Below are 20,927 nucleotides of genomic sequence, written 5' to 3'. Positions count from 1 at the left end.
CGGCGCCGCCGGCCGCGGCCGGATATTTCATGCCGGAGGCGGATGCCGCGCTTAAACTTTCAGAACTGCAACGTGCGCAGCCGGCGCTCGATAAGCACCTTAAGCTGCTTCTTTCGCTGGCGCACCGTGTGCCGGTGGACGCCCGTCAGCCGGCCTAGCTCGGAGTTGCACGTCACGCCGTCCCACATAAGGCAAAGCAGGTTGCGCAACTCTGGCCGGTCGGGCGGAATGAGCGCGAGGTACCGCCACAGGGCGGCCGCGTTGGTTGAGGCGGCCTCGATGCGATCGAGCGCCTCGTCCGGGCCGGGCTGCAGACTCTCGGCCCTTGATGCAAAATCCCGATTTGTGGGATGATGACCCTCTTTCATGCTCCACCCCCTTGATGCGGAGCGCCAATGTGAATCCCAGATGACTACCAGGCGCAAAAAAGCCGCCCATGTTAAAGATGCGAGACGGGTATATTTCCCTGGCCAATAGGCCCTGCCCGTTCGGATGTCCCTTATAGCACGTTTTCGCGGCAAATGCAATAGGGTGTGGCGACGGATGGCGAAAAAAGTGCCCGAAAGGGGCAGTTCGCGGCGGTTTTCGCAAACAATGAAGTTTAATTCATACCAAACCGATAGGAATTCCCGTCTTGCGAGAGCGCGCCGGAGGCGGGACTGCGCCGATTCACGGCGGGCGGGATTGCAAAAGGGCGCGGAAGGGTATGATACAATCCGGCCATGTCCAACTTTGGGACGGAGGGGCCGTGCAGCTGAACGGGCATTTCTTTCTGGCCTACGCCCTTTGGGGCGTGCTTGCGGTCGTATTCATAGACCTGTTCCACCGATACCTGTACGGCGAGAGCAAATGGGCCAGCTACTGCAAGGAGACCAGCGACGACACCGAACTGGGCTGTTTCGTCGTGATCGTGTGGCTTGCATGGCCGATTTACCTCGTCTACTACGTGGTGGTCACCATATTCACGTTTCTCGGCAGGATTTTCAGGGCGGAAGACCCCCGCCGCAAGGGCAAATGACCCGCGGCGCGGGCGGGGCGCGGACGGCGGGATTATCGCGGACTATCGCGCTGTTTCGGAAGGCCGCGTCGCGGATGCGCGCGCCTTGGCCTTGTCAAATTCGGCGGCGAGGCGGGCGAGCGGAAGGAGGCCGGAGTCGGCGGGGGAACGCGGCGGGGTGCGCAGGCGGACCGCGCCCAGGTGCATCGCCGAGTCGTATTCGCCGAGGATATGCTCCAAGAGGGCGCGGCAGGCTCCGGAAGCCGCATCGTTATCGAGTTCCCGCAGATTCGGAATGAAAAGCGCAACGTCGATCGCGGACGGCGGCGCGGGAGGCTGCCGGAGGTTTTGCGCTTCGGATTGCGCGGGGGAAAGCGGCTCGTTGCGCGCGAGCGAAAAGAACATTTCGGAAGCGGGCAGCTCGATTTCACCCCAGGTGAATCCGGCCGGGAGCGGCTCACGCGCTCGGAAAGCGGCGAACCTCCATCCCTGCAGCGGCGGCGCCGCATCAAATATTCTCTGCACCGCCGGAAAGAGCGCGACGTCGCCGTCGGCCGAAAGCGTGAGTTTGCGCCGGCCGTCAAGCTTGCCGCCGATTTCGCAGGTCACGCCGCGGCGCACCGCGGCCAGGCGCGCGCGGATCGCCTTCTCCCAGACCAGCTCCTCCGGATGCAGCTTGGCGAGTTTGAAGTAGTTGGCGTCGTACCACGCGCCTATCTCGCCGCTTTTCCTGGAGAACCAGTTCCAGAAGCGGGCCTCGGGCGTGGAAAAAAAGCCGCCTAAAATCGCCTTTGCCAATCTTCGCACTCCCTGCATTTTCAATCTGCGCGGGGCGCGGGATTATACCACTGTCGAAAAACGGCCGCTGAAGGCCGGCTATTTTCGCTTGGCGAGAATTGTCATACCTGCGCGCTTCGGCGACGCTGTTCGCAAAGCGGCGGGAATTTTATTACGTGATTTACGAAACAATGGCTTCAGCAAACCGTGCTCACGTCCGCCGCATCAACATTGCAAACCCGCCCATTCAACTTTCCGCTTATTTTCTGATGCATACCAAGGGAGAATGAATGGGCACGGCAAAATCGCGTTCCCATAATGCACTCAAGCAGGAATCGGGCATGCGCGGCTTTTTGCGCGCCGCGGCGATCGCGGCGTCTTCCGCGCACCGGACGATATTCCGCCGCGGGCGACGGTAGCAAACCGCGTTTCAACGAAGTTAATAAAGGAGAAAGATATGTACGTAGTCCGCAACGTATTCCGCGCCAAGCCCGGCCAGGCGAAAGCGCTTGTCGCAAAATTCAAGGCCGCCCAGCCGCTTATCGAGAAGTCCACGGCCGGCCAGGTACGCCTTTTGACCGACGTGTCTGCGGGATTCTGGACGGTCGTCGTCGAAAACACCACCGACAATCTGAATGAGTACCTGGGCGTCGCGCAGAAGGTATCGCAGGAACCGGAAATCGGCGAGGCGATGAAGGGTTACATGGACCTCATCGAGAGCGGGTACCGGGAGATATTCAAGGTGGAGTGAGCGGTCGGCCCGCAAAAGCGGGAGTTTCATCATCCGCCCATGTCAAGAAATACAAAGGCCGGGTTTGCGCCCGGCCTTTTTGCTTTCACATTCAATTGAATTCCGCCCGTATGTAGACAGACGTCATTCGGATAGGGAAGTTGCCGCGATCCTACCCCAGCCTTTTCGCCACGTCCGCCCAATTGATGACGTTCGTGAACGCCTCCACGTACGCGCCGCGGTTGTTCTGGTACTTGAGGTAGTACGCGTGCTCCCATACGTCGAGCACTAGCAGCGGCTTCATCCCCCAGATCGTCAAATCCTGGTGCTTTTCGGCGGTCATCACCAAAAGCCGGTCGGCCAGCAGATAGTAGTCGATGGAAAATCTGATATTTATCCGGGCATGGCGACAAGGCTTTGCCTAACCTGCTTCACAAAGGCTTTCCCTTCTTGATTTTCAATTATTTTAACCGCAGCAGTTCCGGAAAATGTCAAGATGAACGCATGATGAACCGACAAAACCAGGTCTTGGAGTTCGTTATCAGCTTCAAGTTCATAAATTCGCAGACCGATCTCGGAAGCTTTTGAAGCGGAAATGTGCCTGGCGTGCGAAAGCGTCCAGGAGTGCTCCCCCAATTCTTGGATTACGCGGTCGATCTTTTCGGTTCGTCCTCGCGTGTCAGTTTCATCTGAAAACATTCCACTTGCCAGCCAAGTTCTAACCAAATCTTCTGCCCACTTGCTTGCTTTCTCACATTCTCCGACCAGTGTAGGATTGTATTTCGCGATTATAGGCTGCCAAATGGGAATTAACCTAGAATCTTCCGTTACGTCCCGGCATGCTCGTTCAAACTCCTCCAAAACGCCATGCGCCGAAACTCCTGAAACCTGGGGGTCGAACGGCCCAAGGCTAGAGTGGGTTCCCATAACAATTTCCTTACAGGCCAGCGCAATCAGCGTTCCGGCAGACATGGCTATTTGCGGGATGATTGCGCGAATATTGGTTCCGAATCTTGACCGAAGGTAATCTACAAGTGATTCAGTGGCAGCCATTTGACCGCCCGGAGTATGAAGTATCAAATCCAGGCCTTTGCTTCTGTCCATTTGATAGACAGCCGCCATAAAACCCGATTTGTCTTCATCGTTAATGCCGAAGTCAAAAACGCCCTGCACGGCTAATTGATCTTTCTGCAACCATCCGGAGTAATAAGCGATAATATTTCGCCCAGTTTTCTCCGAAAGGGCTTTCAGATATTTCCTGCGGATAGCATCATGACCAACGCTAATCTCCCGTAAAATCTCCGTCCAACTTGGCAATTTCTCCCTCCGCATCTATTTTTTCAACAATGGGCTTGTTGTCAGCGGAATCTGACAAATACGATGTGAAACGTATCATCGTGGTTACTGGGCTGCCCCAAGGCGGGGGACCGAAAATGAATCTTTCCCTTTCGCGCTGTAACTCCAGGCCAAGCAATTTGAATCCGTCAAGCACGGAAACTGACTTCTTCATGACCCGAACCTCCTCTGCGAAGCGCCAGAACCGGCGTAGGCAACCGGAGCTTACTGGGGCTTCAATTAAATTATACTTCGTTTTATGCAATTCCGCCAACTATTCCAGAAGCTACCCCAGCCTTTTCGCCACGTCCGCCCAATTGATGACGTTCGTGAACGCCTCCACGTACGCGCCGCGGTTGTTCTGGTACTTGAGGTAGTACGCATGCTCCCATACGTCGAGCACTAGCAGCGGCTTCATCCCCCAGATCGTCAAATCCTGGTGCTTTTCGGCGGTCATCACCAAAAGCCGGTCGGCCAGCGGCTCGTGCGCGAGGATGCCCCAGCCGCCGCCCTCGACGGCCGTCGACGCGGCCTTGAACTGGCCCATGAAACCGCCGAAGCTGCCGAAGCTGTCCTTTATCGCGTCCGCGAGCTTGCCTGACGGCTCGCCGCCGCCGTCCGGCGACATGTTGTTCCAGAAGACGACGTGAAGCGCGTGTCCGCTTCCGTGGAACGCGCACTCGCGCGAGAGGTGCTTGACCGCGGCGAAGTCGCCGGATTCGCGCGCCGCCTTGAGCTTGCCGAGCGCGGCGTTGAGGCCGTTCACATAGGCAAGATGATGCTTGTCGTGGTGCAGCTTCATCGTCGCCTCGTCAATGTGCGGCTCGAGCGCGGCGTAGTCGTACGGGAGGGGAGGCAGGATGTACTCGCTGCCGTTCCATCCCATTTCGCTTGTCTGCATCGCAGAAGAAGTCATTTCAAATCCTCTAAGTAATAAATGTCCCTGCGGGTGGAGAGTGAAGCGCGGAGAGCGAAGCGTGAAGAGAAAACCAAGGCGGCTGGAAGATTCTTCAAAACGGCCGCTTTCGCACCTCTTCACTCTTTTCTCTTACCTCTTCCATCGCTCCTCTTCCCTTTTCGGGCACGACTGATTACCTCGAAGATTGCAATTTTATTTCCGGTTGCGAAAATCACATCGCGAATAGCCGGCTGCATATGGACGGCAAAAAAAAGCGGGCGGACGGCCCGCTTTAAAAAATCGCTTCTCAATCATTCCCGCTAGGTGCGCGTATCGCCGTATCTGTATCCGACCAGCGCGGCGTCCCGCTCGTCTATGACGCCGTCGCGGTTGCCGTCGTACGTCGGGAACTGGGCCGCTCCGTTGTCTCCGGACTGCAGGATCGTGCCGGTCCAAAAGTCCAGAAGCGACTGCGCGTCGGAATCGTTGATTTCGTCGTCGCCGTTATAGTCGCCGTCGAACGATCGGACGAAGAACGGAATCGGCGCGCTATCAAGCTGGATTCCGCGGCGATGCACGCGGATTACCAGGAAGTGGCGGAAATTCGAAAAGTCCGCCGGGTCGAAGACGGTCGCGAATCCGTCCGTCGGGGCGGAATCTGTATCGCGAATCACTCCGTCCACTATGAAGTCCACGCTTTCCGCGTTCGAATTGGTTTCTATTTCAAGCCGGAATTCACCGGTGAGAATGTCCAGCACCGAGTTGTCGAAGCCGTCCGGAGCCGATGCGAAAAGCGCCGCGTCGCGAGTGAACGGAATGGCGTTCGACGAATGCGCGGTGACCACAAACAGCGCGCCGTCCGTCCAGGCGGAATCAACAATCGCGCGGATCAAAATCGGCGACCATGACTCCGTCGAAACCTCGGAAGCACCGACTATCAAGTTCCCGGATGTTCCGAAGTGGCGCCCTTCGATCACCGCCTCCTCTCCGTCCGCGAGATTCAGCGACCCAGGGGATTCGATCACGGGCTCGATGTCGATGGCGAACTGCTGGAGCTGCGAGCCGTCCACCGTAACCGTGATCGTGGATGCGGTTTGGGTGACTTCTATCGGCGGAACAACCACTTGTATTTCGGTCGGGCTCCAAGACAAAACCTGGGGGATGGATTCCTCCATTGAAAACGCTATTTCATTCGCTCCCTGGGAAGCGCCCAGATTTTCCCCGAACAGGCTGATCGCGTCCCCCTCCTTCGCATGTGTGGCGGAGATGCCTGTAAGATTCGGGGAAAGAACGATGAAATCCTCGTCCGAAGCCGCGATTGTTCCGTCTATGATAACGAAAACCGGACCGCTGACGCAAAGATCCGGGACCGCAGCTGCAATCTCGGTGTCGTTCCACGAAATTATTTCGGCGGGGATTGTGCCACGCGCGCCGCTGAAGTGCACTTCGTCCACTTCCGCGTCGTGCGCGCCGAAGAATTCGCCTTCAATCGTCACCGTTTCGCCGTAAAAGCCCGCGAGCGGAAAGAATCCCGTCACATTCTGTTGGGCGACCGTGTACTGGATTTCGTTCGACAGGTCGCTTTCGCCGCCCGTGTCGTTGACGACGGACAATCTGTAAAAGTAAGTGGTTCCGACTTCGGGATGCCCGCCCGGAAACTCCAGGTCGTCGAACTCGACGGTGGAGCCCGACGGCGGCTGGGGAATCTGGCCGCCGGAGTTCACCCGGAGCGCGGGATTGCCGCGCTCGCTGTCCGGAATCGTCGAGGTGCTTCTGTAAAGGTAGTAGCCGACGGCGCTTGGATCGCTCACGCGCTCCCAGAACACGCGGATGCCGACGGGCAGGCCGGATACGGTACGGACGTCCGCCGGCAGCGCCGATAGAATCGTCGGCGGGGACAGCTCGGCCGTCCGCACCATCGGCGACGGCGCGCCGGAGCCGCCCGCGCATGCCGCGAGCAGCGCGGCGAACGCCGTCGCCAGTGCAAAGCCGATTGCGAGTCCAAAATGAGATCGCGTCATTTCAATTCCTTAAATCTGGCCTGCGCCCCCCAGATTGGGAGGCGGAAGAACGATGGTGATGCTCTCGCCGTCGCTCGAAACGTTTGCGACCTTGACGTAAACGCTTCCGGTTTTGGCGGTGTCGGGAATCTCAATCGTGATCGCTGTTTGGCTCCAGCTGACGTAATCATCGCTTGGAACCTCGGAATCGTCCGTGAAATTGGACGGCGTTCCGTTGTCGAACCATACGGTGCTGGTTCCGCGGGATGCGCCGAATCCGTCGCCGTTGATCGTGAGCTGCTGCTGGACGGTGCGCCGGTTGTTCGAAAGCGATGAAATCGAAGGCTTGACGTTCCACGAGAAAAGGTTGCTTTCGAGTGTTTCCAGGCCGCTGTCGCCGCTGACGTCCGCTTTGACCGTGACTTTGATATTCACATTGCCGGATATGTCGCCGGGAACCGTCAACTCTATGGACGTCGAAGACCAGCTCGTGATCGTGGCGGTTTCCGTTCCGAATTCCACGAAACTGTCGCCCTGCGAGCTGCCGAAGGTGAAGCCGGTAATCGTCACGTTTTCGCCGATTTCCTCCGGATTGGGATCGGCGTCCGTTATCTTGGGAAGAACGTCGAAACCGACGACGTTGCTTTCGTTGTTGCCGGTCTTCACTTTGACGTCGCCGTTGGAAACGGCGTTTGTGGGAACTTTGACTTGGATCGAAGTATCCGACCAACTGACGTAATCGCCCGAAGCCGCCTCGACGCTTCCGAAGAAAACCTTGCCCTGCGCTGTCGTGCGGTCGTTTTCGAAATCGGTGCCGGTGATCGTTATCGTGTCGCCGACGCGTCCGCTTCCGGAAGACAAGTTTGTAATCGCCGGGGGATCGACGGTGAAATTCGTCGTGGATTCGATGTTCTGCGTTCCTTCGAGAACCACGCGGACATGCCCGGTGATCGCTCCGACGGGCACAGTGACGTCAATCGCGGTGTCGCTCCAGGAGGTTACGGTCGCGTCGATCCAAGTCGTGGAAGTATCGTGGAACTGAACCTTGTCGCCGCCTTCCTGGCTGTCTCCGAAGCCTTCGCCTTCCACCGTGACCGCGTCCAGGATGCTTGCGTTGCCCGGATTGAAGCTGTCTATCGCCGCGCCGATCGTGATGTTCAGCTCGTTCGACACGTCGCTCTCGTCGTTCGTGTCGTTGATGTTCGTCACGCGGTAATAGTAAGTCTCGCCCCACGTCGGCGGCTGGTTGCCCGCGGTATCCGGATCGAAGTCCAGGTCGTCATATGTGACGTCGGGCCCGGAGGCGGGATTTTCGATCGGCGTATCCGTGATTTTGAGGTCGGGATCTCCCAAGCCGTCTTCCATCGGATTTGTGTCGCGGTATACGTTGTATCCGCCGTCCGCCTCGGACTGCCAGTCCCAGGTAAGTCGAACGCCCGTCGGAAGGCCGCTCGTGTCTTTGATAATTTCCGCCGTGAATCCATCGCGGCCCGATTGCTGGGTGCTGTCCGTATCCACGGGCGGGCCGGCGGGTTTGGACGGGCCGGGAACCGGATCGGGCCGGTCCGGCGCGGGAGAGCCTCCCCCCCCGCAGGATAATGCAAGCGCGGCCGCCGCCGCAATCAAAATCGTCCCCAATAATTTGCACATCTTGATCCTCCTTGTCCCGCGAGGCGCGGGATGAAGCCTAAAGTTGATCGAGTCCGCCCAGATTCGGGCTGGGAAGTATCACCGTGAACTGCTTCTTGTTGGAATCGTCAGATCCCTTGTGCACCCAGACGCCGTCGGTCGCGTGCGACTTCGCTCCCGCGGGTACGTCGCAGACGATTTCGGTGTTGCTCCAGCTGGTCACCGTGGATTGCGATACGTATCCGCCGGAGCCGTCGTTGAAGCGCACTTCGCCGCCGCTCTGCGTAGAGCCGAATGCGGAGCCCGCAATCGTGATTTCGTCGCCGACCTTGGCGCGGTTCGGGGTGACCGAAGTAATGAACGGCGCGCCGTTGTCGACGGAAATGTCGTCTATCCAAACGCCCGTGCCGTTTATCGCGTTTGAATTCGCCGCGTAAAAGACGATGCGGCCGGAATGGCCTATGAACTGATCCAGAGGAACGCTTTTCTGCGTCCAGCTTGCGGAGTCCGCGCTGACTATGTCGATCGTCGTCCATCCGAGCCACGTCGAATAGAAATAAATCCTGATGTATCCGTTCGACGGAAAATCGGCCTTCAAATAATACTTGAGCACGGGACTGGAAACGCCGCTGCCGGAAAGGTCGATTGTCTGGTAACCCGACGACGGAGTTTCTCCCTTGTACACCAACTGGTCCCAGTTGTACGTCTGCCAGCCCGAGCCTTCCCAGCCGTACGAGTGCGACGCGGAGTTGCTCTGGGTGGTCGAGTAAATCCACTCGGGCTGCTGGCCGTCGTTCGTGACGCTCCATTCGCCGGTTCCGCCTTCGAGATCGTCGGAAGCCGGGAACGGCCTTGCGTTTTTGAACGCGACGGTAATTTCGGCGTGGTCGGACGCGATGTCGTCGTTGTCGATCGCGTACGCCATCACGACGATTTCGGGATGGTTGTCGTCGTTCAGCGTGTTGCGCGTGTAACGCCACGGCGCGGAAGTGTCGGTGGACACAAGCGTTCCGTTCAAATAAAACAGCACTTTCGCGACCGTTCCGTCGTCCGATGCGCTTACGTCGAAATCCTGGCTGCCCGAAACGTCGGAGCCGTCGGATGGATTGGTGAACGAAGCGGTCGGCGGATTGCTGGGACACTCCCTGATGTAGAAGTTGTCAATGTTCGCGCTTCGGCCGCTGTTCTGGTTCTCGCGGAAGCTGCCCGTGTAGCTCAGCTTGAAGTAAACCGTCTCGCCGGCGTAATCGAACGTCCTCGTATACAGCGACCAGTTGTTGTTGTTCGCAAGCGAATCGAGCTTTTCCCAGGTCGCGCCGTTGTCCGTCGTCGCCCATAGCGTCAATACGCCCGTATTGCCGTAGTAGTCGCCGGTGCGGTAAAAGAACTTCACCTGCACGGGACGGGTGAATCCGGTCGCGTTTATCCGCTGGCTTCGCAGATGGTCGCTTGCGGTATGCGTGACCGTAATGTCGGACGACTTTACGTACGCTTCCTTGCCGCTGCCCATCGGAGTGGGAGAGCCCGGACTGGTGCGCGTGTTCCAATGCGTGTACGCGCCCTGCGAGACATTCGCGTCGTTTATCACGCGCCACTTGGCGAGGCCGTTGTCGGTCGTCCCTTCGAAATCGTCGAAAACGCTCGTCACGCCCGTGTTGCTGACGGTCACGGAAATCGTGTCGCTTCCGACCTGCAGTTCGTCATCCCATGCACGCGCGACGAGATTCAAGGATTTGTTGAAATCGACGCGTGAATTCCAGCTGTATTCGTACGGGCCGCTCGTCCATTCCTTGACTATCAATCCGTCGATCAGGAGCTGAACCTTGTCCACCGTGCCGTCGTCCGTCGCGGTGATCGTCACCGGCACGTCGCCCGATACGGTTCCGGGCGAAGGATCGTCAATGGACACGGTCGGCGGATTGCTGGTGTAAAGCGTGAAGTCGGCCGTCATGTTCTGGCCTGCAGCGGAAATATCGGTGCAATTGATGCCGGGATTTGAGCCGTCGTATTTGTTCGAATTCGGCGTGGATGTGGGAGTCAGCTGCTCGCCGCTTTGATAAAAATCGCCCGCGTCCGCGTTGCCGTCGCCGGTTTCGATTTCTTCAAGGCCGTCGGCCTCCATCAGCCGAAGGAGCTTGTGGGAAGTATACGAGTTGTCCCAAAGCGCGTTGCCGCGTTTGTCCACATTGGCGTCGACATGCCACAGCAAAAGCCCGTCCGTCGGATACGTCTGGTCTATGCCTTCGCGGTACCGGTTTTGCGCGATGAAGTATTCCGACCAGGGCATTACCGGATCGAATCCGGGCATGAAGATAACCGCGTCGCCGTTCGCATTCGACTTCGAAAGCTGCTCGTCGTTGAAGTTCGTGAACGCGACCGTCGGCGTAAGCCAGCCGAGCACGTATTTGCTGAACGAATTGTGATCCCCCCAGTTGCCGTCCATCATGTCCAGCCGCCCCACGCCGCCGTCCGGCCCCTGGCTGCCGTCGTAGTCGTAATAGTCCGGGAGTCCGAGCGCGTGGCCGGTTTCGTGAATGGTGACCAGCGGATCCCATTTGGACGGGTTCGGCGGCTGCTGGCTGAAGCCGTAATACTGCTCCCACTGCCAGGAGTATGTGCCGAACCGCACTCCGTCCACCGTTTTGTTCGCGAGAACGTAAATGCTCGTCTGGTAGCCCCACCAAAAGGTCGCCCAGTTGCCGTGCGGCCCCGTCCAGACGACCAGGAAATAGTCAACGTACCCGTCGCCGTCGTTGTCGTACTGCGAAAAATCCTCGCCCGCCGCGTCCGCGGCGTCAATCGCTTCGAATATCAGCTGCTCGCGGCGCAGGTCGTCTTCGGGATAGTCGTTGTTGTCGTTCGGGTGGTACCACGCGCGGTTGTGCGCGGCGGTGTACCAGCCGTAAACGCTGCCGTCAATCGTCAGCTGCGAATACGACGCCTGCCCGTAATAATATTTAAGCCCGCGGTAGTAATAGCTCGTGTCCCCCGCGCCGAACAGCTTGCTTTCGAACTCCGCTTTTGAAAACCAGTTGTCGTAGTCCGGAAACTCTATTATCAAACAGAATGTTTCCGATGTGCCCAGCGACGGCAGCGTTGCCGCCACCTTCGGCTCCGGGAATCCGAGCGCAAGAACATCTCGCTCGTCCACGACGCGATCGCGGTTTTTGTCCAGCTTCAGCCATTTGAGATCGGCCGGCGATTGCGCTCCGAGCGCGCTCGGCTCCCTGCCGTCGAGCGTCATCCCGTAGCTCTGCGAAATCCTGTCGGCGATCGTCTGTGGATCCGCGCCTTGCTCCTCCGCCGCCAGCGCCGGAACCTTCATCCTGTGGTTCCCGATCCGCTCGGCGAATTTTATCGCCCGGTCGAGCTCGCCCGCCTGCCGCATCTCGTCGATCATCCCCGGAGGGGGAGGCTCCATCGCCCGAACCGGGAATTGGCCGCACAGCGCAAAAGCCAATACCGCCACGATGAAAAGCGGTATCCGAAACCGGGAGCAGTGAGCAGCGGGCAGCGGCGTAGGGGCGCACTGCGTGCGCCCGTTCACAGCCGATGGTCCAAAGTCGAGAGTCGAGCGCCGGAGGTGAATCATCGCGCGGTCACCTCCGTCGCGAGGTCGAACGGAATCCTCTGCCCCTTGTCGTTTCGCAATTGCAGAAACTCCGCTTCGTTGCGCAGGCCGAACTTAGGAGCGCCTTCGCTTTTGAGCCTGAACCGGACGACGAAAATGTCGCCTTCCCCCGCCGGAAGCGCGCCCGATCCTTCCCTGCCTGTAAACGCGTAAGGGACGTACCCGCCGACATCGGTTTTGACAAAGGCGACGGCCTCGGAAGGAAGAAACGCCCCACGCCGGGCCGAAACCGGCTCGACCATCGCCGCATCGTAAACCAGCCTGCCGCATCCCTGGAAAACGCCGCCCGGATTCGCCAGCCTTATCGCGACGTCGAATTCGGCTCCGGCTTCGCTGCCCGCAAGCGACGGCCAAATCACGGACAAAGCGGTTCTATCGGGGATTTTGTGTCCTGCACCGGGCGCGTCGTCCGCGCTTTGCAGAGGCGCCCCGCCGCGGCCGATTTGACCGGAGACCGGCGCCCTGTGCCCGCGCCCGCACGATGCCAGCGCGGCGAAAAGCAGCGCCGCGGCTATTCCAAGCGCCATCCAATGCAGTCTTCGCATTATTCCTCCGCCAATCCCGCAAAGTGCGGGTTAAATCTTCCCGATCCCCGTCAGGTTCGGCGGGGCGAGCGACACCCCAAAGTACTCGCCCGCGGACTCAAATCCTAGCACAGTCACGATCACGTCGCCGCTCGCGGCGTCGGCCGGCACGGTTACGGCGATCGCGTCCTCCCCCCAGGAGGACACCGCCGCCTGCGTTCTTCCCCCGCCCTCCTTGGCGAAAGTGACCGTGCTGGTTCCCTGGATTTTACCGAAATTCGAGCCGTTTATCACTACCGCCTTGCCGGGAGCGCCGGAAGGATCGGTTATGGAATCGATCTGCGGATCGGCGTCCAGGATTTCGTAATCGTCAACAAACCATCCCGTCCCGAAATTCGAATCCGAATCGCTGTCGAAAAGGAAATTCAACCGGAATGGGGCCGACTTGAAATCCGTCAAATTGAACCATTGCTCCTTCCATTGGCCCGCGGGCGCGGTGTCGTCGCGGTATTCGGCGATCGGCGTTTCCATATCGTCTGTTCCGTCGTAACGCACGAGCAGGATTTTGGCAATGTCTCCCCTGCCGGAATTTTCGACGTCGACGCGGTGCCAGATGCGTAGGTGCGGCCGCGTCGCCCCGGAGCAGTCGTGCACGGGCGAATAAAGCTGGTCGAACTCGTTCGCGCCGTAGTTTCCCCCGGACGCGGACGGCCCCATCTTGGCGCACTTGCCGCCCAGATGCGAATCCTCGCCGGTAATCCGCCATATGCTCGTCCCGCTGCTCGAAATGAACCAGTCGCCGTCGAAATCGTCCCCCGAGTATCCGCCGAGCGTCGTGATATTTTCGAAGCCTTCGTGCCAGTCCGGGTTGCGATGCGTGTTCGTAACATTCACCGAAACGGAGTCGGCCGCGACAAGATCGTCACGTATGTCGTCTTCGTCCTCGTCGTCGTAGGCGCGAAGCGTCAAAAGCGCGCCGCCGTTGTACGTCCAGCGGGAATCCCAATAAACGGTGTACGTTTTGGTGTCGTTTCCACTGTCGTTATCGGGAATCGGCGAGTAAATCAGATTGCCCAGAACCGGCGGCACAGGTTCGATGCCTATCCATTCCGTATCGTCGCTGACCGTGACTTCGATCGCAACCTTGCCCGACACCGACCCGCCGTTGGAGGGCGAAGTTATCTCAATCGCCGGAGGCGTTCCGGTCTGTCCCGAAATCGTGAGGTCGTCGAACCAGAATCCGGGCGCGGTGGTTGTTCCCGAACCCTCAAGTATCCAGAAAATCCGTACTTCCTTGCCTGCAAACTGCGACATGTCGTAGGAATAGTCGTCCCATTCCTGCATCGTTCCGTTCGCGAAGCCGTCGCCCCAGTACGTCGCGTCGTCGTCGGTCAGAATGAAATACGCCGCGTAACCGTTGGAGGTCTGATAGCGCCGCTGAAACGTCACCGTGGACGCCGCATGCCCGCGCAAATCCACTATCGGCGCGAACAGCCAGTCGTTGCTGGTCGTCGCGTAGTTGCCCGTCGTACCGCTCGAATGCATTGACGGCGCGTCGGTGAAGAAAACCGTATCGTCTGCTCCCCAAGATGTGTTCGTCGTTCCCTGGTTGCCGTCGAATTTGTACCAGCCGGTTGGAATCGCGTTGTTTCCGACGCCGGTGAAATCTTCCGAATCGGGCGGCTCCCAGTGTTCGTTCGAGGGAGTGACATGGATTGAGGAAAGGTTCATTCTGCCTTCGTCCGTGTAAACCTTCGCGAATAGCTCCATTTCGCGGTTGAATTCGAAGGTCGTGTCCCAGTCCAGCCGGTAGAAACCGTCGTCCTCCTCCGTCACGACGCCGAGGAATCGCGTTTGAGTTTCGAATTCGACCCTATTCACGTTGCCGGTGCCGCCCGAAACGGCAATCCGGATTTCCTGCGTTCCGGAAACCGTGTCGCCGTCCGCGGGATTGTCCCATTCCACGTCGGGCGCCGTACCCAACCCCGCGTCGACCAGGTCGAGCGAGTTTTTCACGTTGCAGAACCGCACGTTGCCGTTCGACGTACCGTTCAGGAATCCTTTCGGATTCGCGCCGTTGTTGAGATGCGTCATTTCGGTCGCGCCGCCCAGGAGAGCCGCGCGCACGTCCTCGTTTGTCAGCGAATCGTCGTACGCCAATAGAAGCGCGGCGCATCCCGCCACGTACGGACAGGAAAAGCTAGTGCCAGCGGTCGCGGCCGTGTAAGACGAGTCGCTGAACCTTGCAGTGGTGCGCACTTCCACTCCCGGCGCGGCGATGTCCACCCATTCGCCGTAATGACTGAACGTCGCGCGCGCGTCGAACCGCGAATCGACCGGAAGCTCGCCGTCCACAAGCGAAAAATCCTGGTTGTCGCTGGAATTGACCAGCGTCGTCGCGCCTACCGCGATCGCCTCGTGGTAATAGCCCGGATAGTGCGGCGCGCTGACGTTGCCGTTTCCCGCGGCGATCACGATTACGCGCCCGTCCTGCCAGCATTGTTTTGCGGCGAGCTGGGTCGTCCTATCGGGAAAGTCTCCGCCGAGCGAAAGTGAAAGCACGTCCGCGCCGAGGTAGTCCGCGATGAGCATCCCCTGCGCCACCTGGGAATCGCTGCCGCTTCCGCCGGACGAAAGCACTTTGACCGGAAGAATCGTGACGGTCTGATTCATCCCGGCCAGTCCCTTGCCGTTGTTTCCCACCGCGCCTACGCATCCCGCGCAATTGGTGCCGTGGCCGTGGTCGTCGTTTGGATCGTTGTCCTTGTTTATAACGTCGGTCAGCACGCCGGGCTCGTTGTAGGGCGGATCGTTCTGCGGATCGATCGCGTTCGCCGCGAGGTCTTCGTGGGTATAGCGCACGCCCGTGTCTATCACCGCCACGACGACGTCCGCCGAGCCGGTCGTGTAGCCCCATGCCAGACCGTCAATCGTCTTGACGCGCCAGTTGCACCATGTGCCGCCGTCGGTGCCGCGCTTGTTCAGGTGCATCGGGTCGTTGGGAGGCGCGCTGGCCGTCCTGTCCGTATCGGCGCTTTCCGATGCGCTTTTGAGCCCGGCGGGGTTGTTTTCGAGCAGCCGGTCGTAGTCGTATCCGCCGATGCGGCCGACCGCCTTCACGAAATAGTCGTAGCAGACTTCGCGGACGAGCCCCACGTTCTCGGCGAAGACGCGGCGCATCGCCGCGTCCAGGTCGGCCGCGGTTTCCACGCCCGGCACCTCATACACCGCAAAGTTAACGTCCTTATAGAAGACGCGGGAGTGAAGCGAAAGTCCGTACTTCCGGGCGAGCGCGACGCTGACCTGGCGGAAATAAGGATGCCGCACCAGCGGCGCGTTGTCGTCCGGGCGCACCGCGTCGTCGCCTTGCCCTTCGGGCGAGCCCGTAAGGTACGGCGCGAGAGCGGGAGCCTGCGGGGATTTTTCGAAAATTGCGATGAAGCGGTCGGCGGCGAAGTCGACTCCGGCGACGGCCGGCCGGCGCGGCGGGGGAAGCGAGTCCACGTCCGGATCGGGAAGAATCCGCAGCCCGGAAGCAAGCTCCGGGTCGCCGGGGACGTATCGCGCACCGGGATCGGCGTCGGCCGCGGGCGCGCCGGCCGGAGTGGAGGAAGGCGGTTGCGACGCGCCGCCCTTGCCGCAGGAAACAAGAAGCGCCGCCGCCGCGAGGGCGAGCGCCATTGATAAAAACGCTGGATGAAGCCTCAATTGGATGCGCCCCTCAATTAGATGACAGTTCACAGTTGACAGTTGACAGTTGCCAGTTGCTTCGCACACGGCAGCTTGCTTGCCAATCTTTATCAACCTACCCCAACTCCCTCACGATCCCCGCGACGTGGCCGCACGCCTGGCGCATCCGGGAGACGACTTCCGTCACCACCTCCGGCGGGATTGTCAGGGGCGGCTCGACGCGGATTATGTCCGGCTTGTTGAGCGCGAACGCGACGAAGACGCCAAGCTCGATCATCATCGCGATGAAAAGCTCCGCGACGTCCGGCGCGGCGAACTCGATGCCGATCATCAGCCCGCGGCCGCGCACGTCCCTTACAAGCTCCGGAAAATCCGATTTCAGCGATTCCAGTCCGGCGAGAAATTCGAGTCCGCGAAGCCGGGCGCGCTCCGCAAGCCCGTCGCGCACGAGCACCCTGCACGCGGCAAGCGCCGCGGCGCACGCAAGCGGGTTGCCGCCGAACGTGGACGTGTGGATAAGCGGATTCGCCTCGAATCCCGCCCACGCTTCGGGCGTGCCGATTACCGCGCCGATGGGCATCACGCCGCCGCCCAGCGCCTTGGCGAGCGCCATCACGTCGGGCGCGACGCCGTCGTGCTCGCAGGCGAAGTTCGTCCCCGTGCGTCCCATCCCGGTCTGCACCTCGTCGAAGATAAGCAGCGCACCCGCGCGGTCGCACGCCGCGCGCGCGGCCGCAAGGTAGCCCGGCGGCGCGGGGAATATACCGCCCTCGCCCTGCACCGGCTCGAGTATCACCGCCGCGACTTCATCGGTCACCGCGGATTTGAGCGCGTCCGCTTCGCCGAACGGGACGACGGTGAATTTTCCGAGAAGCGGATCGAACGGCGCGCGGTGCTTTTCGCGGTCGGTCGCTGAAAGCGAGCCGAGCGTCTTTCCGTGGAATGCGCGGGAAGCGTAAATTATCCCCTTCCGCCCCGTCGTGAGCCGCGCGAGCTTAAGCGACGCCTCGACGGCCTCGGTGCCGCTGTTGCAGAAGAAGCACTTCTGCAGTTTCCCCGGCGTGATTTCGGCAAGCGTCGCGGCAAGCTCCAGCGCGGGCGGGGACATGAGAAGCTTGCTCGAAAGCGGCTGGCGGTGAAGCTGCGCCTCGACCGCGGCGATTATTTCCGGATGCCGGTGGCCGAAGTTGAAGACGCCGTACCCGCCCAGGCAGTCTATGAACTCGCGGCCCTTCCCGTCGCGCACGAGCCAGCCTTCGGCCTCGATTTCGGCCTCGTCCAGTCCCATGAACGCGATGAGCGAGAACAGCCCCTCGTTCAAGTTGCGCTTGAATTTCCCGCGCAGCGCCTCGGCGTCGAGCGCGCGCCAGTAATCAGGGCCGAGAGAGGCCGCGCCGCGCAATTCCGTTCCGCGTGATTCCATAAGTCCTCCGCCGGAACAAACCGGCGGGGAGATTATAAGGGAGGGCCGTAAAGCCGGCGCGCTTTGAGGCGCATCCCTTGCAGCCGGCCTAATACTTGCGGATGAATACGATTTGATCGAACGTGTTGTCGAAAGTGGCAATCGCGGGCTGGCCGTAATATTCGATCAGGTTCGTGTACTTGCCGTAGTCCGAGCTGGAAAGAAATTGAAAAGGCGTCTGCCACTCCGAGCCGTCGCGGAAGTAGGCTTCCACAAGATAGCAGTCCGTTTCCGTGGCGTTGTAAAACGCGATCATCGGATAACCGTTTATCACCGCAAGCGACAGGTACTGGCCGATGTCGTCCGCGTGCGTGATCGGCACTTCGCCGCCCCAAGTAACGCCGTTGAAATCGGCCGCACGGCTGTATTGGATCCAATTCTGGGTCTCGTTGTAGTACGCGATCGCCGGCCTGCCGTCCACCATCGCCATCGAGTTGAACCTGCCCAAATCTTCGGTCGAGTCCACGGTGATCGGAGCGCCCCACGACGTCCCGTACTGGCCGGCCGCGCGCACGTACATAATGTCTTTCGTGCTGTCGTTGTAGTACGAAATCGCCGGACGGTCGTAGACCATCATCATGCACACGCTGCCGACGCCGACGGTGCCGGAATTGTCCGGCGTGACCGGTGAGCCCCAGGTCGCGCCGTTTTCGTCGTTCGCGCGGACGTACTTCAGGTTCGAGTTGCCGATGTCGATGTACGCGATCGCGGGACGCCCTCCGACGACGAGCAGGCAGGGCTTCTCGCCAACGTCTCCGGCGTTGTCCACGGTCACGGGCATTCCCCATGAGTTTCCGATTTCGTCCAAGGCGCGGCAGTACTTCAGCGCCGTGTTGCCCTGGTCGAGATACGCGATCGCCGGAAAACCGTTGACGACCGCGAGCGAGCTGTCGCGCCCGACCACGCCGCCAGAATCCACCGTCACAGGCTGGGTCCAAGAATATCCAAACTCGTCCTGGTTGCGGGTGTACATCAGATCCGAGTCGCTCCAGTTGTAAAAGCTTATCGCGGGCCGCCCGTATACCAGCGCCATCGAATGAAACGAGTCTTCGGTCCCCGCCACGCTGTACAACGCGCTCCATCCTTTGACAATGAAGAAAATCGTGCCTTCGCCCTGGCCCTGCAAGTCGTCCGTCACTCGGAATCCGACTGTGAATCTGCCGGACGGGTAGTCGGCGATTTGATAATACGGGCTTGTCCCCGTGTTGACTTCATATTCGCCGTTGTTATCGACGTCCCATTCGTAAAGCGTCACTTGGCCGTCCGAGTCGAAGCTGCCGGACGCGTCAAGCAGAATGGTCTGGCCGTTCTCGGCCTCGTCAGGATTCGCGATCCCGATCGCGTAAGGCGCGACGTTGATCCTTACCGGAATGGTCGCCGTCTCGGATGCGCCGCCGTCGTCCGTCACGCGCACCGACGCTGTGCCGTCGTAGTATCCGGTGTAAATGTGCGACGCTACCGGTAAATCGCTCGTCTTGTCCCACAGGAAATCGCCGTCGAAATCCCAGTCGTACCGCTCGATCACTCCGTCGGGATCGACGCTGCCCGACGCGTCGAAGATGACAGCCGAGCCAGCCTGATGGAATTGCGCGCCCGAATCCAGGCTTGCGGAAGGCAGCTGGTTGGCGGCGCCGCCAGCGGGGTTGGCGAGAACCCACGCCGTGTCTACGTCGAAACTTCCTTGGTCGTCGGTCACGCGGAACCGCGCGGAAAAAAGCCCCGGATACGTGTATTCGTAAGGGGGAGCCTCGGGATCGTTCGAACTCGTGTATTCGTAGTTTCCGTCGCCGTCCGTGTCCCAGGCCCATTCGGCAATCGTTCCGTCGTCGTCCCATCCGAAACCGTTGAAGAAAGCGCTGAAAGGCACGACTCCGGTGCTGGGAGAAACGTGCGCTTCCGCCAGCGGCCTGCTGTTTGAGGTGATGATGAGCGAGACCGCGGCGAACGAAACGCCGCCGCCCGAATTCGTGCAGCGAACCGCGGGGCGGATTATTCCCGTGTTAGAAGTATCCGCGAGCGCCGTGCCCGTAGTATTGGTAAGGTCGAACACGCCGTCGCCGTCAATATCGAAATCGTAAGTCTCGCCGCCTGTGGCGGTGAGCGTGATTGTGCCAGCCCGCTTGCCTCCCGCCGCATCCGTTTGAAGCGATGCGCTTGGGGGATCGCCCGGCAAAGGAACCGCGCCCGCGGTCGGCGAAAGCGCGCTTTCGTTTCCGGAGACGTCCACCGCGGTAAGTCCGACAATGACTTCGTCGCCGATTTCGGGAAGGAAGAACCGCGGCTGCGCGAGCAAATACCCGACCGCCCCTACTCCCGCGTCGTCGGGCTGCGAAAACGGATCGTTCGAGAAATAAAGCCGGTACCCCGCAAGATCGATTGCCACCACGTCGGGCCACTCGACGACGACCCCCCCCGCGGCCGCGGTGACGGTGGGCGTTCCAGGAGCAGGCGGCGCGGAGGCGTCCGAATCGTCGCGCGGATTCGCGCCGACGCCGACGACGTCGAACGCCGCGCCGTCGAACGCGACTATCGCCACGAACGTATTGCCTATCTGCGAGGTGAAATCACCCTGCGGTATCGAAATCCGCACATGAGAATCCGAAAACGGCCCGTACCACTTCCAGGTTCCGTTTCCGTAGTCCGAAATCCCGGCGTACCAGTTTGATATCAGGCCGCCGCCCGCGGGAAGCGGATTTACGTCCGCAGCGACGACGCCGGGCTGGCCAGCCCCCATCGAAAGCCGGTAGAGCGCCCAGCTTACGCTGCGCGCACCCGCCGCACCGCTCGCGAACCGCGACGCTTCGCCGAAGTCCGTTACGTCGCCAAATTCGATGTAGCGCTCGACGCCGGCCGCAAATTCGGTGTCGGTGTTGATGGAGCTTATGTCCTTATCCCCGCCGGATGCAATCACATAGCCGTTTTCATCAAGCTTTTCCCATGGTTGCGGGCGGTCGTCGGGAAGCTCGGAAGGCCAGCCGCCGCCCACGGGCGCGGTTTTGCCGCCGGATTCAACCGAATCAATCGGAATCCCGGCACCGTCACCCGACGCGGGGGCAGCCGGAGGATTCGCTGACTTGCCGCACGCGAAAATAAGCGATGCGAGAAGAATCGAGAGGGCAAGAGCAACGCCGCTCGTTGCAAATTTCGTCATTGGTTTCCCCCTTGGGATGGATTGCAGAACTCAAGTAAATACCGGCATTGCGATACCAATATTTTACGCGCTTGCCGCGCGGGCCGTCGGCCGGACAAGCGCA

15 protein-coding genes are annotated in these 20,927 nt (G+C 60.2%); 2 read left to right on the top strand and 13 right to left on the bottom strand.

Going from position 1 to position 20,927, the window contains the following annotated elements; genetic code table 11:
* Positions 1 to 59 precede the first annotated feature (59 nt).
* Positions 60 to 368 carry a hypothetical protein gene (locus HRF49_01025; protein MEP0813232.1) on the bottom strand — a complete coding sequence of 103 codons (309 nt, stop codon included), beginning with the start codon at positions 366 to 368 and terminating at the stop codon, positions 60 to 62.
* 338 nt (positions 369 to 706) lie between these two features.
* Here HRF49_01025 and HRF49_01020 point away from each other — a divergent pair, with 338 nt between their 5' ends.
* On the top strand, positions 707 to 1,018 hold the full coding sequence (locus HRF49_01020; GenBank protein ID MEP0813231.1) for a hypothetical protein: 312 nt from the start codon (positions 707 to 709) through the stop codon (positions 1,016 to 1,018).
* A 42-nt stretch (positions 1,019 to 1,060) separates the two neighbouring features.
* Here HRF49_01020 and HRF49_01015 read toward each other — a convergent pair whose 3' ends face one another.
* Positions 1,061 to 1,795, bottom strand: coding sequence for a hypothetical protein (locus tag HRF49_01015; GenBank protein MEP0813230.1), 735 nt, complete (start codon positions 1,793 to 1,795; stop codon positions 1,061 to 1,063).
* A 436-nt stretch (positions 1,796 to 2,231) separates the two neighbouring features.
* Here HRF49_01015 and HRF49_01010 point away from each other — a divergent pair, with 436 nt between their 5' ends.
* Complete coding sequence (locus HRF49_01010) at positions 2,232 to 2,525, top strand: hypothetical protein (protein MEP0813229.1); 294 nt, start codon at positions 2,232 to 2,234, stop codon at positions 2,523 to 2,525.
* Between the two features lie 151 nt (positions 2,526 to 2,676).
* On the opposite strand, the gene HRF49_01005 is transcribed toward HRF49_01010, so the two are convergent.
* The 11 genes from HRF49_01005 to HRF49_00955 all read right to left on the bottom strand — a co-directional run bounded on the left by HRF49_01005 (position 2,677) and on the right by HRF49_00955 (position 20,824).
* Entirely contained in the window at positions 2,677 to 2,847 is a 171-nt protein-coding gene (locus HRF49_01005; protein MEP0813228.1) for a hypothetical protein, read from the bottom strand.
* A 50-nt stretch (positions 2,848 to 2,897) separates the two neighbouring features.
* The gene (locus tag HRF49_01000) at positions 2,898 to 3,836 is read right to left on the bottom strand and encodes a S49 family peptidase (protein ID MEP0813227.1); all 939 of its coding nucleotides are present in this window, start codon (positions 3,834 to 3,836) and stop codon (positions 2,898 to 2,900) included.
* Complete coding sequence (locus HRF49_00995; GenBank protein ID MEP0813226.1) at positions 3,787 to 4,014, bottom strand: hypothetical protein; 228 nt, start codon at positions 4,012 to 4,014, stop codon at positions 3,787 to 3,789. Before HRF49_00995 ends, HRF49_01000 begins: the two co-directional genes overlap by 50 nt.
* A gap of 111 nt (positions 4,015 to 4,125) precedes the next feature.
* On the bottom strand, positions 4,126 to 4,725 hold the full coding sequence (locus HRF49_00990) for a superoxide dismutase (protein MEP0813225.1): 600 nt from the start codon (positions 4,723 to 4,725) through the stop codon (positions 4,126 to 4,128).
* Positions 4,726 to 5,057: 332 nt separating this feature from the next.
* Entirely contained in the window at positions 5,058 to 6,758 is a 1,701-nt protein-coding gene (locus tag HRF49_00985; GenBank protein ID MEP0813224.1) for a hypothetical protein, read from the bottom strand.
* 9 nt (positions 6,759 to 6,767) lie between these two features.
* On the bottom strand, positions 6,768 to 8,387 hold the full coding sequence (locus HRF49_00980) for an IPT/TIG domain-containing protein (GenBank protein MEP0813223.1): 1,620 nt from the start codon (positions 8,385 to 8,387) through the stop codon (positions 6,768 to 6,770).
* A 37-nt stretch (positions 8,388 to 8,424) separates the two neighbouring features.
* Entirely contained in the window at positions 8,425 to 11,958 is a 3,534-nt protein-coding gene (locus HRF49_00975; GenBank protein ID MEP0813222.1) for a M6 family metalloprotease domain-containing protein, read from the bottom strand.
* Positions 11,955 to 12,542, bottom strand: a complete 588-nt coding sequence (locus tag HRF49_00970) for a hypothetical protein (GenBank protein ID MEP0813221.1) — start codon at positions 12,540 to 12,542, stop codon at positions 11,955 to 11,957. The genes HRF49_00975 and HRF49_00970 overlap by 4 nt, the downstream gene beginning before the upstream one ends.
* Before the next feature lie 30 nt (positions 12,543 to 12,572).
* A complete protein-coding gene (locus tag HRF49_00965; GenBank protein MEP0813220.1) occupies positions 12,573 to 16,229 on the bottom strand; it encodes a S8 family serine peptidase in 3,657 nt (1,218 codons plus the stop codon).
* Positions 16,230 to 16,326: 97 nt separating this feature from the next.
* A complete protein-coding gene (locus HRF49_00960) occupies positions 16,327 to 17,634 on the bottom strand; it encodes an aspartate aminotransferase family protein (protein MEP0813219.1) in 1,308 nt (435 codons plus the stop codon).
* 88 nt (positions 17,635 to 17,722) lie between these two features.
* Entirely contained in the window at positions 17,723 to 20,824 is a 3,102-nt protein-coding gene (locus HRF49_00955) for a hypothetical protein (GenBank protein MEP0813218.1), read from the bottom strand.
* Between the last annotated feature and the right edge of the window lie 103 nt (positions 20,825 to 20,927).

The organism is bacterium, from assembly GCA_039961635.1.
Lineage (GTDB): Bacteria > 4484-113 > 4484-113 > JAGGVC01 > JAGGVC01 > JABRWB01.
Note: the sequence above shows the minus strand (reverse complement) of the source record. Positions and strands in the feature narration are given on the sequence as shown.

Excerpts from the sequence above, each read along its gene's own strand:
- HRF49_01005 (MEP0813228.1), bottom strand. The coding sequence starts at position 2,847 with ATGACCGCCGAAAAGCACCAGGATTTGACGATCTGGGGGATGAAGCCG.
- HRF49_00990 (MEP0813225.1), bottom strand. The coding sequence starts at position 4,725 with ATGGGATGGAACGGCAGCGAGTACATCCTGCCTCCCCTCCCGTACGAC.
- HRF49_00980 (MEP0813223.1), bottom strand. The coding sequence starts at position 8,387 with ATGTGCAAATTATTGGGGACGATTTTGATTGCGGCGGCGGCCGCGCTT.
- HRF49_00985 (MEP0813224.1), bottom strand. The coding sequence starts at position 6,758 with ATGACGCGATCTCATTTTGGACTCGCAATCGGCTTTGCACTGGCGACG.
- HRF49_01000 (MEP0813227.1), bottom strand. The coding sequence starts at position 3,836 with ATGCGGAGGGAGAAATTGCCAAGTTGGACGGAGATTTTACGGGAGATT.
- HRF49_01010 (MEP0813229.1), top strand. The coding sequence starts at position 2,232 with ATGTACGTAGTCCGCAACGTATTCCGCGCCAAGCCCGGCCAGGCGAAA.
- HRF49_00995 (MEP0813226.1), bottom strand. The coding sequence starts at position 4,014 with ATGAAGAAGTCAGTTTCCGTGCTTGACGGATTCAAATTGCTTGGCCTG.
- HRF49_00955 (MEP0813218.1), bottom strand. The coding sequence starts at position 20,824 with ATGACGAAATTTGCAACGAGCGGCGTTGCTCTTGCCCTCTCGATTCTT.
- HRF49_00970 (MEP0813221.1), bottom strand. The coding sequence starts at position 12,542 with ATGCGAAGACTGCATTGGATGGCGCTTGGAATAGCCGCGGCGCTGCTT.
- HRF49_00975 (MEP0813222.1), bottom strand. The coding sequence starts at position 11,958 with ATGATTCACCTCCGGCGCTCGACTCTCGACTTTGGACCATCGGCTGTG.
- HRF49_01020 (MEP0813231.1), top strand. The coding sequence starts at position 707 with ATGATACAATCCGGCCATGTCCAACTTTGGGACGGAGGGGCCGTGCAG.
- HRF49_01025 (MEP0813232.1), bottom strand. The coding sequence starts at position 368 with ATGAAAGAGGGTCATCATCCCACAAATCGGGATTTTGCATCAAGGGCC.
- HRF49_00960 (MEP0813219.1), bottom strand. The coding sequence starts at position 17,634 with ATGGAATCACGCGGAACGGAATTGCGCGGCGCGGCCTCTCTCGGCCCT.